The sequence below is a fragment of the Actinoplanes teichomyceticus ATCC 31121 genome (genome assembly GCF_003711105.1).
Classification (GTDB): domain Bacteria; phylum Actinomycetota; class Actinomycetes; order Mycobacteriales; family Micromonosporaceae; genus Actinoplanes; species Actinoplanes teichomyceticus.
Genome location: NZ_CP023865.1, coordinates 6,778,099 through 6,792,548, shown reverse-complemented (window position 1 = coordinate 6,792,548; position 14,450 = coordinate 6,778,099). Strand labels below are relative to the sequence as shown.

Genomic DNA, 14,450 nt, shown 5'->3' with positions numbered 1-14,450 from the left:
GATCGCCGTGCGCAAACCTTTCCGCTCTCTACTCGGCGTGGCCACCGCCGCGTTGACCACTCTGGCATGTACCGTCACCCCCGCCTCCGCCGCCGATCCCGCCTACGACGTGCTGGTCTTCTCCAAGACCGCCGGTTTCCGCCACGATTCCATCGGCGCCGGCGTGCAGGCGATCAAGGACCTGGGTGCCGCGAACAACTTCACCGTCACCGCCACCGAGGACGCCGCCACCTTCACCACGTCCGACCTCGCCGGGTACGAGACGGTGGTGTTCCTGAACACCACCGGTGACGTGTTCGACGCGACCCAGCGGACCGCCTTCGAGTCGTACATCCGAGGCGGCGGCGGGTTCGCCGGCGTACACGCCGCCGCCGACACCGAGTACAACTGGCCCTTCTACGGTCAACTCGTCGGCGCCTGGTTCGCCTCCCACCCGTCGATCCAGCAGGCCGACATCAAGGTCGAGGACCGGGCGCACGCGGCCACCGCGCACCTGCCGCAGACCTGGACCCGTACCGACGAGTGGTACAACTACAAGACCAATGCCCGCAGCACCGCCCACGTGCTCGCGTCCCTTGACGAGACGTCGTATTCCGGCGGCGGCATGGGCGGCGACCACCCGCACGCCTGGTGCAAGACCCTCGACTCGGGCCGCTCCTTCTACACCGGCGGTGGGCACACCATCGCGTCGTACGCGGACCCGGGGTTCCGCCGGCACCTGCTCGGTGGGATCCGCTACACGGCCGGGCGCGCCCAGGCCGACTGCCGGCCGGAGACCGGCTACACGCCGCTCTACAACGGCTCGACATCCGGCTGGTCCCAGGCCGGGCCGGGAAGCTTCACGAACAGTGATGCCACGTTGACCTCGGTCGGCGGCCTCGGGATGCTGTGGTACTCCGCGAAGGCGTACACGAACTACTCCCTGAAGCTCGACTGGCGGATGTCCGGCGACGACAACTCGGGCGTCTTCATCGGCTTCCCGGCGTCGAGCGACCCGTGGTCGGCAGTGGACAACGGCTACGAGATCCAGATCGACGCCACCGACAGCGCCGACCGCACCACCGGCGCGGTCTACAGCTTCCAGGGCGCGAACACCGCCGCTCGTGACGCCGCGCTGAATCCGCCGGGCGAGTGGAACACCTTCGAGTTGCTCGTGGAGGGCCAGCGACTCCAGATTTTCCTCAACGGCGTGAAGATCAACGACTTCACCAACACCAACCCGGCGCGCAACCTGGACGGTTACATCGGCCTGCAGAACCACGGCACCGGCGACGAGGTGTCGTTCCGCAATGTTCGGCTCAAGGAGCTGAACGGCGGCGGGGGTGGCGCCCGGACCCTCGAGGCCGAGGCGTACACCTCCGCCAGCGGGGTGCAGCCGTTCACCAAGAGCGGCGCCCACAACGGCCAGACGCTGGGCTACATCGACCCGGGTGACTGGAGCTCCTACAGCGGCGTCGACCTGACCGGGATCACCACCTTCACGGCGCGAGTCGTCTCCGGCGGTGCCGGGGGCACCATCCAGGTGCGCACCGGATCCGCCACGGGCACCGTGCTGGGCTCGGTGACGGTGCCCAACACCGGCAGCTGGGGAACCTTCGCCGACGTCACCACCACCCTGTCCGCCGTGCCGTCCGGCACCCGCACCCTGTACCTGACCTACACCGGATCCGGTAGCGGGCTCTTCGACGTGGACGACTTCACCCTGGACGCGTCCGGCGGCGGCACCGCTACCGGGCCGGTGGCCGGCTTCGCCGGCAAGTGCCTGGACGTCGACGCCGGCGGCAGTGCCGACGGCACGAGGATCCAGTTGTGGACGTGCAACGGCACGGGCGCGCAGACCTGGACCGTCGACGGTCAGGTGTGGCGCAACCCGCAGTCCAACAAGTGCCTGGACGTCGCCGGCGGGGCTACCGCGAACGGCACCAAGGCGCAGTTGTGGACGTGCAACGGCTCCGCCGCGCAGAACTGGGTGGCCCAGCCGGACAAGACGGTGAAGAACCCGCAGTCGAACAAGTGCCTGGACGTCTCCGAGGCCAAGTCCACCGACGGTCAGCAGATCCACCTCTGGGACTGCCACGCCGGCGCCAACCAGCTGTGGACCCTGCCCTGACGTGACCACCGATGAGGCCGCGTACCCGGGTGCCCCCGGGCATCGGGTACGCGGCGCAACCCCGTACCGCGGCTGATCTACCGCCGGCACCGCGGGCCGCCTAGAGTGATGGTCAACGATCGCGGACGCGCAGCGGCGCCCGGGTGGGAGGCGCAAGCCCACTCGGCATGCTCGCGTCGTCTCGCTGCCGCGTCGTCATCTTCGGGTGGTCCCTCGTGCCGCCCCGCCGCTCGACGGCACCGGAATCCCGCACACAGTCCCGGGACACCCGCGAGGAAGTGAGAACATGGCGCGACCGATCACCCTCTTCACCGGCCAGTGGGCCGACCTGCCGTTCGACGAGATGTGCCGGCTGGCCTCGGAATGGGGCTACGACGGCCTGGAGATCGCCTGCTGGGGCGACCACTTCGAGGTCGACAAGGCGCTCGCCGACGACGGCTACGTCGAGCGCAAGCGCGAGCTGCTGGCCAAGCACAACCTGCAGGTGTTCGCCATCTCCAACCACCTGGTCGGGCAGGCGGTCTGCGACCACCCGATCGACGAGCGGCACCGCGACATCCTCCCCGCCCGGATCTGGGGTGACGGCGAGCCCGAGGCGGTGCGGCGGCGCGCCGCCGAGGAGATGAAGGACACCGCCCGGGCCGCTGCCAAGCTGGGCGTGAACATCGTCGTCGGCTTCACCGGATCGTCGATCTGGCACACCGTCGCCATGTTCCCGCCGGTGCCGGCCGAGATGATCGAACGGGGATATGCCGATTTCGCCGCGCGGTGGAACCCCATCCTCGACGTCTTCGCGGAGGTGGGTGTCCGTTTCGCCCACGAGGTTCACCCGAGCGAGATCGCCTACGACTACTGGACGACCAGGCGAACGCTGGAGGCGATCGGCAACCGGCCGGAGTTCGGTCTCAACTGGGACCCGTCGCACTTCGTCTGGCAGGATCTCGACCCGGTCAACTTCATCCTCGACTTCGCGGACCGGATCTACCACGTCGACTGCAAGGACGCGAAGGTACGCACCGGCGACGGGCGCCGCGGCCGGCTCAGCTCCCACCTGCCCTGGGCCGACCTGCGGCGTGGGTGGGACTTCGTCTCCACCGGCCACGGCGACGTGCCGTGGGAGGACTGTTTCCGGGCGCTCAACGCCATCGGTTACGCCGGCCCGCTCTCCATCGAATGGGAGGACGCCGGGATGGACCGGCTGGTCGGCGCGCCGGAGGCGTTGAGTTTCGTCCGGCGGCTGGCGTTCGACGCGCCGGCGGCGGCCTTCGACACGGCGTTCTCGTCCGCCAAGGCGTAGTCCCGGTCACCGGGAGTCGTCCGCGCGGCGCGATCAGTCCGGCCGCGCACGTGCGCCGCCGATCTCCGGCTGCCGCTTTACCTCCCACGCGACAAACCGGCTTCGAGATCGCGATAGCGGCCGCCTGGCGCTACGTCCAGGACGCGATCGTCCTGCTCAGAGCGGCTGCCGACGACCTCGACAGCGCGATGCGGCGCATCCGGCAGCTGGCGTACGCGATCCTGGACGGCACGCTGATCCCGACCGACCGGGTCGCCGACCACAGGCCGTACCACTCCGGCAAGCACCGCCGTCACGGCGTCAACGTTCAGGTCATCGCCGACGTGACCGGACGTGGGCAGAGGGCGGTCAACCGGGCGCCCCGATCATGCCGCCCGCCATCGTGCCGTCCATCGCGGTCGTTGCTCGGAGGAAGTTGTCCGGAGCCCGCAAGCATGGTGCGCGCGATCGCGGATGTGCTCGCCCGGGTCCGAGTCAGCGGACGGGAGCCGGCCGACCCGGCGTCGCTGGACTTCCTCCGACTCATCTTGTTGCGGCACACGGACCGACGTCCGATCATCGGCACGCCGATCGACCCGGTGGACCTGGCTGCCGTCGTCGCGGCGATGCGTGCCCAGGAGACAGAGCTGCACACCCTGCGAGCCGATCAGATCCTGGAACTGGCCTCGGCGGTCTACCACGCGCAGCGCATCGGAGCGGCGGCCCCCGCCTGGCAGGTGGAACTGGCTGCCTGGGCGGGAGGCACCCGCCCGTCCGGCTCCGGCGTCCCCGAACGGGCAACGCCCGCCCTGGCGTCGAGCCCCGACTCGGGCCGTCGTGGGGCATCATCGGTCCGCGCCGGACATGACACCGGGGCGGTATTCGTCGTGCTCTTCGGCCGCAGCGACGACCCGGTCGACTGGTTGCGTGCCGGCGAGGCCTTGTCCGCCGGTTGGCTCACCGCTACCGGCCGCGGTATCGGCGTGGTGCCGTACAGTGCGCCGATCGAGGTCATCGCGAGCCGGCAAGCGATGCGGGCGATGATCGCAAGTGTCGGCAACCCGTACCTGCTGCTGCGCCTGGGCCGCACCGGCCCGGCCGCCCCGCACGGTGCGGGCAGCTCACCGGCGGGCCGGTCGGTCGGGCAGCAATCGCTCCTCGTGGTCGAGCCAGGTGTGCCACGAGCCGGGTAGCGACTGGGCCAACTCGGCCATCACCGGATCGCCACTCAGCGGCCGGGAGAGGAGGCGCACCGCGAAGGCGATCAGCACGCCCACGGCAACGCCACCTGCCGCCGCGAACAGGAAGCGACCCAGCGCGGCCGGCACCGAGAAACCGTCGATGCCACCCTGTTACTCAGGGTGCTCGTTGTCTGGCCGCTGGCCGGCTCGTCGCTACTCTTCGGGCATGAGCGCACCATTGCGGCGGCCCATGACAATCCGTGGCTATCCGCCGGCGACCGACCCGTGGGTCCTGCCCGTGAACGACGGCATGTCGCTTGACATCGCCCGGGCCCGGAAGCTGTACCGCATGGCGAATCGGCCACCGGCAGATCGTTGACCGCATGACGGTGTCGACCGGTGACCCCGCCGGCCCGGCCTGATCGACTCGTCTCGATTGACAGGCGTTAATTCGCTGGCAACAATCAGCCCTGTCTGGGAGCGCTCCCAGAATGGTGATGCCACTGGAAGGACGTCTGTGAATCCACATCGACGGCGACAGGTCACCGCCTCGCTCGCGGCAGGGGCCGCGACCACCTTCGCGCTGACTTTTCTGACAGCTGCGCCCGCTTCCGCCGAGCCGGTCCAGCACATCCCCAACGGCGCCTTCAGCTCTGGCACCACCGGGTGGTGGTCCACCGACAACGCACCGATATCGATCGTCGACGGGCAGCTCTGCGCTCAGATCCCCGGCGGGACCACCAACGCCTGGGACGTCAGTCTGGGCCACAACGACGTCCCGCTGATCGACGGGGCCGAGTACGCTCTGAGCTTCCGTGCGTCGGCCAGCGAAGAGGTCAGCGTCCGCGCCAACGTCCAGCTCAACGAGGCGCCCTACACCCCGGCGCTGTCGCGTGCCGTCGCGCTCACCGCCGAGGCGCAGACCTTCGAGTACGAGTTCACGGCCGGGCTGGACTCGCCCAACGGCACGCTGACCTTCCAGCTCGGCGGCAGCGCCGACGACTTCACCTTCTGCCTGGACGACGTCAGCCTGACCAGCGACGACGCCGTGCCGCCGCCGGACGGCCCGGAACAGATCGAGAACGGGGACTTCGCCGAGGGGACGTCGGGCTGGTACTCGTACGGCACCACGTCCACCGGGGTGGACGACGGGCGGCTGTGCTCGGCGGTGCCGGCCGGGCTGGCCAACCCCTGGGACGCCGGCCTCGGGCAGAACGGGATCTCGCTGGTGGCGGGCTCGTCCTACACGTTCGCGTTCGACGCCTCCACCACGCCGGGGGCCACGGTCCGCGCGAACGTGCAGCTCGGCGCCGAGCCGTACACCTCGTTCCTGTCTCGTGACGTCGCGCTGACCGCGAGCCCGCAGCACTTCGAGTACACCTTCACCGCCTCCACCGACACCACCGCCGGCCAGGTCGCCTTCCAGCTGGGTGGAAACGCGGCCGGGCACACGTTCTGTCTGGACAATGTCTCCCTGGTCGGTGGGGAGGAGGAGCCGCCCTACGTGCCGGAGACCGGACCGCGGGTCCGGGTCAACCAGGTCGGCTACCTGCCCGCCGGGCCCAAGAACGCGACGGTGGTCACCGACGCCACCGACGCCCTCGGCTGGCAGCTGAAGAACTCCGAGGGCGACGTGGTCGCCAGCGGCAGCAGCACGCCGCGCGGAGTGGACGCGGCGTCCGGGCAGAACGTGCACAGCATCGACTTCAGCTCCTTCCGCGCTGCCGGAACCGGATACCGGCTGGTCGCCGACGGGCAGACCAGCCACCCGTTCGACATCTCCGGCACCGTCTACCGGCAGCTGCGTTCCGATGCGCTGCAGTTCTTCTACATCCAGCGCAGTGGCATCGAGATCGAGGGTGACCTGGTCGGTGCGGAGTACGCCCGCCCCGCCGGACATGTCGGCATCGCGCCGAACCGCGGCGACGTCGACGTGCCGTGCCGTGCCGATACCTGCGACTACCGGCTGGACGTCCGCGGTGGCTGGTACGACGCGGGCGACCACGGCAAGTACGTGGTCAACGGTGGTATCGCCGTGCAGCAGCTGATGAGCACGTTCGAGCGCACCAAGACCGCGCCCACGGCCGGGCACGGCGCCGCGCTGGCGGACAGCACGCTGCGGGTGCCGGAGCGTGGCAACAGGGTACCGGACATCCTCGACGAGGCCCGCTGGGAGCTGGAGTTCCTGATGCGGATGCAGGTGCCGGCCGGCAAGCCGTTCGCCGGGATGGCGCACCACAAGATCCACGACGCCAACTGGACCGGCATCCCGATGTCGCCCGAGGACGACCCGGAGCAGCGGGAACTGCACCCGGTGTCGACGGCCGCCACGCTCAACCTGGCGGCGACCGCGGCCCAGTGCGCGCGGCTGTTCGCTCCGTACGACGCGGCCTTCGCCGGCCGGTGCCTGAGCGTGGCGCGTACGGCGTACGCCGCGGCGAAGGCGAACCCGGCCAAGCCGGCGCAGGACCTCGGTGGCGGTGGCGGTGGGTACGGTGACGGCGACGTCAGCGACGAGTTCTACTGGGCCGCCGCCGAGCTGTACCTGAGCACCGCCGAGCAGGCGTACCTGACCGACCTGACGGCCAGCAGGCACCACACCGGCGACGTCTTCGCCGCCACCGGCTTCGGCTGGGGCAGCACCGCCGCTCTCGGCCGCCTCGATCTGGCCACGGTGCCGAACCTGCTCCCGCAAGCCGACCGGCAGCGCGTCCGGCAGTCGGTCGCGGACGCCGCCGACAGGTACCTGGCGACCCTGAGGACGCAGGCGTACGGGCTGCCCATGCCGGGCACCGCGAGCAGCTACTTCTGGGGCGCGAACAGCAACGTCCTCAACAACGTCCAGGTGCTGGCCACCGCGTTCGACCTGACCGGTGACGCGAAGTACCGGGACGGGGCGCTGCAGGGCGTCGACTACATCTTCGGCCGCAACGCGCTGAACCAGTCGTACGTCACCGGCTGGGGCGAGAAGTTCTCGCAGAACCAGCACAGCCGGATCTTCGCCCACCAGGCGGACGCCGGTACGCCGCACCCGCCGGCGGGCTCGCTCGCCGGCGGCGCCAACGCGAACCTCGACGATCCCTTCGCCAAGGACCTGTTGACAGGCTGCAAGCCGATGTTCTGCTACGTCGACCACATCGAGTCGTACGCGACGAACGAGGTGGCGATCAACTGGAACTCGGCACTCGCCTGGGTGTCCTCGTTCCTCGCCGACCAGGGCAACGGTCAACCGGCCGGCAAGGTGTCCTGCGACGCGACGTACACCGACTACGGTCCCTGGCAGGGCAACGGCGGCTTCACCGCCCAGGTCACCGTGACCAACACCGGCACCGCGGTGATCGACGGGTGGACCACACGGTTCGCGTTCCTCGGCGGCCAGCGGTTGCGTGAGGCGTGGTCGGCGGCGGCGACGCAGGACGGCGCGACGGTGACCGTCACGAACAGCACCACCAACCGGCGGATCCAGCCGGGGCAGACGGTCTACTTCGGCTTCAACGCCACCACCCCCGGCGGTCCCAACCCGGCGCCGGAGCTGATCACGCTCAACGGATCGGTCTGCGGCTGAAGGTGTCATCGGTCCGGCCGGCGTCAGTCGGCCGGACCGATGCTGTGTGTCCCCGGTGCCGGGACGGTCGGGTGTGTCCGGCCCGGCCGGCCGGGCGTGTCCCGGGTTTTGGACAGCCTCAACCGCGTATCCGGAACCCGTCCCGTCCATGATGGACCGTCCCGGCGCGCTGACCCGCGGTCCTTCGGACACCGGGTGCGATTGTCGGCCTCCGTGCGCCGAAAGCCTGACTCACCCGATAGCCATCCCGACAATCAGGCGGGTACGGTACAGATTCCGTACCCGGTGATCTTCTTCCGTTTAGGTAGGACGGAAGGCTGATTAGGGAGCAATCGATGCCCGAGGCGAGCCGCTGGATGAGCTGGTGGCGTCGGCGGCGGGTCGAGCAGGCCGTACCCCTCGGCGAGCCGGACCAGGACCCGGCGCCGCCGCCGGCGCAGCCGCAGAGCGCGCCGGACCCGGCGGACCCGTGGCGCCCGGTCGCCGGGGAGTTCGCGCTCCGGCTGCTCACCCTTACGTGGGAGGCGGTTCACCACATCGGGGAGGCCGAGTTCCGCGAGCAGGACGCCGAACGGCGCAAGATCCTGTTCCGGATCGACCACTCGGTCACCCGGGTCCGCCGCCTCGCCGAGAACCTGCGGGTGCTCACCGGCGAGCCGCTCGACGACCCGGACCAGCAGATCACCTCGCTGCAGGACGTCGCGCACGCGGCCGGCGCCGCCGTCGAGCACTACGAGCGCCTGCACTTCGGGCCGATGGCCGACCTGGCGGTGGCCGCGGTCGCCGCCGACGACGTGATCCGCATCCTGACCGAGCTGATCGACAACGCCGACCGGTACTCGCCGCCGACCGAGCCGGTCACCATCGCCGCGCACCTGACCGGCGACGGCGACGTGGTGATCCGGGTGGAGGACAACGGGATCGGCCTCAACCCGGCGCACCTGCCGTGGATCGAGCGCCTGCTGGAGAACCCGGACGGCCCGGCCGCCGGCGAGCTGCAGCCGGCGCACCTGGGCCTGGCCGTCGCCGCCGAACTCACCCGCCGGCACCGGTCGCTGCGGGTGCGGCTGGTGCCGCGCCAGCCGCGGGGGACCGTGGCGATGCTGCTGATCGGCGCGGACCTGCTCTGCGAGGCGCCGCGCAGCCCGGTCCCGCCGGCCGAGCCGGAGCCGGCCCCGGCGCCGGTCCCGCCGCCCCGGGCCGACGAGATCACCATGCAGCTGCCGGTGCACCGGCCCAGCCCGGCGCCGATGCCGCGCCGGGTGCCGGCCAGCGTGCGCGGCGCCGAGCCACCGCCGCCCCCGGTCACCACCCGGGTCCACCAGACCGCCTGGCACGACGACGCCGCCGACTTCAACGCCGGTGTCGACGCCGCGCGCGCCAAGGCTCCCCAGCCGGAAGCCGCCGAGGCCAGGACCCCAGCACCGAGCGTCCCCCCGAAAGCCGAAGGACCGCAATGACCGACTACCGCCCCACCGCCGACGGCGGCCAACCGGATGTCTCCTGGCTGATCGGCCAACTCGTCCGCGAGGTGCCGACGATCACCGCGGTCGTCCTGGTGTCCGCCGACGGACTGCAACTCGCCTCGTCCGGCCACCTGAGCCGGGAGCACGCGGAGAGCGTCGCGGCGCTCGCCGCCGGCTTCCTCGGCATCACCGGCCAGCTCGGCGGCCTGCTGCAGCTCGGCGCCCCGGAGAACCTGAGCATCCGCTACCCGCACGGCCACCTGGCGTTCCTGCGCATCGACGACCCGTCCGGCGAGTTCGTCGCGGCGCTGCTGGTGGCGGCCAAGCCGCAGACCCAGATCGGCCACCTCGGCTACGCCATGACCACGTTCAGCCAGGCCGTCGGTCACGCGCTGACCCCGGAGACCCGTCACGCGCTGCACCAGCGCACCCTGCCCGCACCGGTTCGCTGATCGGAGGCCCGGCATGGCCCGAAGGCCGGGGCTGCACTGGAAGGTGCGCCCGTACATGACCGCGCGGGGGCGCACCGCCAGCCGCAGCCCGCTGCTGATCCACACCCTGGTGTCCACCGGCAACCGGTACGACCCGGTCCTCGCCGCGAGCCTGGCCCCGGCCTCGCGGACGCTCTACGAGCAGGCTCGGCGGATGTGCTCGGTGGCCGAGCTGTCGGCCAGCTCCGGGCTGCCGCTCGGCCTGACCCGGCTGCTGATCAGTGACCTGCTCAAGATCGGTCAGCTGGTGGTCCACGACGCCCGCCCCTCGCAAGATCTAGCGCTCCTGGAGAGACTCCGTGCCGGCCTCCTGCGACTCACCTGACGCCGCGCAGCCGATGACCGCACCCGACGCCGCCGCGCAGCCGATGACCTCAGCGGACACCGCCGCGCGGCCGGTACCGGACACGGACCCGCCGCCCGCGATGACGTCCGCGAAGATCGTCATCGCGGGCGGCTTCGGCGTCGGCAAGACCACCGCGGTCTCGGCCATCTCGGAGATCCCGGCGATCCGCACGGAGAGCTGGATGACCGCGGCGGCCGCCCAGATCGACCGGCTGGACCCGGGCATCGACAAGGTCACCACCACCGTGGCGATGGACTTCGGCCGGGTCACCATCGACGAGGCGCTGGTGCTGTACCTGTTCGGCACGCCCGGCCAGCCACGGTTCTGGCCGATGTGGGACGACCTGGTGCGCGGCGCGGTCGGGGCCCTGATCCTGGTGGACACCAATCATCTGGAGAGCTCGTTCCCCGCGGTCAACTACTTCGAGAACGACGCGAACGTGCCGTGGGTGGTCTGCGTGAACCTGTTCCACGGCGTGCAGACCCACGACCTCGCCGAGGTACGGGAGGCGCTCACCCTGCCCCCGTACGTGCCGCTGATCGCCGCGGACGTCCGCGACCCGCGCAACGTCGCCCACGCCCTGCTGTCCGTGGTGAACCACGCGACCGAGCGGGCCACCGCGGCCGGGGTGCCGGCCGGCCCCTACGCCATCTCCGGCATCGGATAGAGCTCTACAGGAGGCAGTGAGTTGCGCAAGATCCTCATCGTGGGGGCCGGTCAGGCCGGTCTCCAGCTCGCCCTCAGCCTGCGCGCCGAGGGCTACGAGGTCACCCTCATGTCGGCGCGCACCCCGGAGGAGATCCGTACCGGCTGGATCACCTCGACGCAGGCGATGTTCGACCTCTCGTTGAGCACCGAGCGGGCCTACGGGCTGAACCACTGGGAGAGCGTGGCCCCACCGATCAACGGCCTGCGGGTCGCGCTCTCCGCCCCGCCCGGGCAGCTGGCCCTGCAGATCACCGCGCCACTGGACCGGCCGGGCCAGTCCACCGACCAGCGGATCAAGATGGCCCGCTGGCTGGAGGACGCGCAGGAGCGCGGCGTCGACGTCATCTACAACGCGGTCACCACCCAGGACCTGGACGCGATCACCCAGCTCGGGCGGTACGACCTGACCGTGGTCGCGGCCGGCAAGGGCGACTTGGTCGCGATGTTCGACCGGGACCCGAGCCGCTCGCCGTACGCGCAGCCGCAGCGCGGGCTGGCCGTCGCGTACGTGCACGGGCTGGAGCCGGATCCGACGTGGCCGGTGCCGCACGTCGGCTTCCACGCCGTACCCGGTCTGGGTGAGCTGTTCGTGATCCCGGGCCTGACCCACACCGGCCCGTGCGACATCCTCTTCTGGGAGGCGGTCCCGGGCGGGCCGCTGGACCGTTGGGCGGGGCACACCGGCCGGATGGCCCCCGAGCAGCACCTGGCGATCACCCTCGACCTGATCCGCGAGTACCTGCCCTGGGTGCACGAGCGCGCCGGCGACGTGCGGCTCACCGACGGCAAGGCCACCCTGCACGGCCGGTACACGCCCACGGTCCGCCGCCCGGTCGCCGCCCTGCCCGGCGGCGGCCGGGTGCTCGGCCTGGCCGACGTGGTGATCGCCAACGATCCGATCACCGGGCAGGGCAGCAACACCGCGGCCAAGGCCGCGCACCACTACCTGCAGGCCATCCTGGCGCGCGGCGAGCAGCCGTTCGACGAGCGGTGGATGACCGAGACGTTCGAGAGCTTCTGGACCGCGCACGGCCAGGCCGTCACCGGCTGGACCAACGCCATGCTGCAACCGCTGCCGCCGCACGTGCAGCAGGTGCTCGGCGCCGCCGCGCACAACGAGCGGATCGCCCGCCGCTTCGCGGCCGGCTTCGCCGACCCGAACGACTTCCTCAACTGGTTCGTCGACCCGGAGAAGGCCGCGGCCTACCTGGCGGAGGTCAGCGACGCCGGGTGATCTCCTCCGGTACGCGCCGGTCCCGCCCGGGGCCGGCGCGGGCCGCGGCGAGATGCCGGTTGTCAGGGCAAATGGGCGATCTCGCGTACCGGAAACCATTGGCGGGTTCACGGCGATTTCCGAGGAATCGCTTCTAGGGTCGAGAAATGCTGAGTGTGGCGGTCGTGCCGTGATGACCGTGCTGCGGCCGGACGGCTCGGAGCCCCCGGAGCCCGCCGCGCCGCAGCCGGCCCCGAGCCGGCTGAGCGCGCTCGGCGGCTGGAACACCCCGCGGCTCCGCCGTCGCGCGCTGATCGCGGTGGCCGTGCTCTGGGCCGTCGCTTTGACCGTGGTGGTCCTGGTCCGCGGTGGCGGCGACCGGACGCTGCCGGCCGCCGCGCCGCAACCGTCCCCGTCGGGCCCCGCGGGGCCGCTGGGCGTCCCCGAGGTCTACCGGGCGGTGCGGCCGTCGGTGGTGCTGATCCGGACCACCGGCCACGACGCGCGCCAAGCGCTGGAGTCGGCGACCGGCACCGGCGTGATCGCGAACGCGGACGGGGCCGTGCTGACCGCGTTCCACGTGGTCGACGGGGCCGAGACGATCAAGCTGACGTACGCGGACGGGACCACGTCGGCCGCCCGGGTCGCCGTCGGCGACCCGGAGCGGGACATCGCCACGCTGACCCCGGCGACGCTGCCGGAGACACTGGTCCCGGCGGTGCTCGGCGGCGGCGTGCGGGTCGGCGACGCGGTGGTGGCGATGGGCAACCCGCTGGGTCTGGTCGACTCCACCAGCAGCGGCGTCGTCTCCGGGCTGGACCGCCGGCTGAACCGGGAGAAGCAGGACGACCTCGCCGGGCTGATCCAGTTCGACGCGGCGGTCAACCCCGGCAACTCGGGCGGACCGCTGATCAACGACCGGGGTCAGGTGGTCGGCATCGTGGTGGCCCTGGCCAACCCGACCGACGCGGGCACCTTCATCGGCATCGGCTTCGCCGTGCCGATCGGCGCGGCCATCGGTGGCGGGCCGGACGGCGACGGCCGGGCGCCGCCGCGGTGAGAACCGACAGCAGGCCAGACGCAACCGAGGGGCGGGACACATGAGCTGGACCGATGCGCCGGCGGCCGGCGCCGGACCGATCGAGAAGGTGCTCTACGAGGTCAAGAAGGCCGTCGTGGGCCAGGACGTCCTGCTCGAACGTCTGGTGGTGGCGCTGCTCGCCCGCGGCCACATCCTGGTCGAGGGAGTCCCCGGGCTGGCCAAGACCCTGGCGGTGAAATCGCTGGCCGCGGCGATCGGCGGCGACTTCCACCGGGTCCAGTTCACCCCGGACCTGGTGCCCGCCGACATCGTCGGCACCCGGGTCTACCACCAGCCGACCGGCGAGTTCCAGGTGCAGCTCGGCCCGGTCTTCACCAACCTGCTGCTGGCCGACGAGATCAACCGGGCGCCCGCCAAGGTGCAGAGCGCGCTGCTGGAGACCATGCAGGAACGGCAGGTCACCATCGGCCGCCAGAGCCACCGGCTGCCCGAGGCGTTCCTGGTCATGGCCACCCAGAACCCGATCGAGAACGAGGGCGTCTATCCGCTGCCCGAGGCCCAGGTCGACCGGTTCATGATGAAGGTGGTGATCGGCTACCCGAGCCCCACCGAGGAGTTCGTGGTGGTGGAGCGGGCGCTCGCCCCGGCCGCCGTGCTGCAGCGGATCATCGACCCGGCCACCCTGGTCGGGCTCCAGCAGGCCGTCGACCGGGTGTACGTCGACCCGTCCCTGATCGAGTTCGCCGTCCAGCTGGCCAACGCCTCCCGCGACCCGGCCCGGGCCGGCCTGGCCGACCTCGCGCGGTACGTCACCTTCGGCGCCAGCCCGCGCGCCTCGATCAGCCTGGTGCTGGCCGCCCGCGCCCTGGCGTACCTCCGCGGCCGGGAGTACGTCGTCCCGGAGGATCTCACCGGCCTGGCCCTGGACGTGCTCCGGCACCGGATGGTGCTCTCCTACGAGGCGCTCTCCGACGACGTCACCGCCGACCTGATCCTGTCCAAGATCCTGGCGAACCTGCCGGTCCCGGACCCGGCCGGCCGGGGCCGCTGAC

Annotated in this window: 10 protein-coding genes and 1 pseudogene; all 11 read left to right on the top strand. The window is 71.3% G+C overall.

Going from position 1 to position 14,450, the window contains the following annotated elements; genetic code table 11:
- Positions 1 to 7: 7 nt before the first annotated feature.
- Positions 8 to 2,110: a ThuA domain-containing protein gene (locus ACTEI_RS29755; protein WP_122982492.1), complete on the top strand. Its 2,103-nt coding sequence runs from the start codon at positions 8 to 10 to the stop codon at positions 2,108 to 2,110.
- Positions 2,111 to 2,396: 286 nt separating this feature from the next.
- Positions 2,397 to 3,407, top strand: a complete 1,011-nt coding sequence (locus tag ACTEI_RS29750) for a sugar phosphate isomerase/epimerase family protein (RefSeq protein ID WP_122980673.1) — start codon at positions 2,397 to 2,399, stop codon at positions 3,405 to 3,407.
- Between the two features lie 23 nt (positions 3,408 to 3,430).
- Positions 3,431 to 3,742: pseudogene (locus ACTEI_RS29745) on the top strand (IS5/IS1182 family transposase); the annotation flags it as partial.
- Positions 3,743 to 5,084: 1,342 nt separating this feature from the next.
- Positions 5,085 to 8,132 carry a glycoside hydrolase family 9 protein gene (locus ACTEI_RS29740; protein ID WP_122980672.1) on the top strand — a complete coding sequence of 1,016 codons (3,048 nt, stop codon included), beginning with the start codon at positions 5,085 to 5,087 and terminating at the stop codon, positions 8,130 to 8,132.
- A 335-nt stretch (positions 8,133 to 8,467) separates the two neighbouring features.
- Entirely contained in the window at positions 8,468 to 9,592 is a 1,125-nt protein-coding gene (locus tag ACTEI_RS29735; RefSeq protein ID WP_122980671.1) for a sensor histidine kinase, read from the top strand.
- Positions 9,589 to 10,050 carry a roadblock/LC7 domain-containing protein gene (locus ACTEI_RS29730; RefSeq protein ID WP_122980670.1) on the top strand — a complete coding sequence of 154 codons (462 nt, stop codon included), beginning with the start codon at positions 9,589 to 9,591 and terminating at the stop codon, positions 10,048 to 10,050. Before ACTEI_RS29735 ends, ACTEI_RS29730 begins: the two co-directional genes overlap by 4 nt.
- 13 nt (positions 10,051 to 10,063) lie before the next feature.
- Complete coding sequence (locus ACTEI_RS29725; RefSeq protein ID WP_122980669.1) at positions 10,064 to 10,414, top strand: DUF742 domain-containing protein; 351 nt, start codon at positions 10,064 to 10,066, stop codon at positions 10,412 to 10,414.
- A 100-nt stretch (positions 10,415 to 10,514) separates the two neighbouring features.
- A complete protein-coding gene (locus ACTEI_RS29720; protein ID WP_122982491.1) occupies positions 10,515 to 11,102 on the top strand; it encodes a GTP-binding protein in 588 nt (195 codons plus the stop codon).
- 21 nt (positions 11,103 to 11,123) lie between these two features.
- Positions 11,124 to 12,377 (top strand): styrene monooxygenase/indole monooxygenase family protein, encoded by a 1,254-nt coding sequence (locus ACTEI_RS29715; RefSeq protein WP_122980668.1) that lies wholly within the window; start codon positions 11,124 to 11,126, stop codon positions 12,375 to 12,377.
- A 172-nt stretch (positions 12,378 to 12,549) separates the two neighbouring features.
- A complete protein-coding gene (locus ACTEI_RS29710) occupies positions 12,550 to 13,416 on the top strand; it encodes a S1C family serine protease (RefSeq protein ID WP_122980667.1) in 867 nt (288 codons plus the stop codon).
- A gap of 40 nt (positions 13,417 to 13,456) precedes the next feature.
- Positions 13,457 to 14,449: an AAA family ATPase gene (locus ACTEI_RS29705; protein ID WP_122982490.1), complete on the top strand. Its 993-nt coding sequence runs from the start codon at positions 13,457 to 13,459 to the stop codon at positions 14,447 to 14,449.
- The last annotated feature ends 1 nt before the right edge of the window (position 14,450 follow it).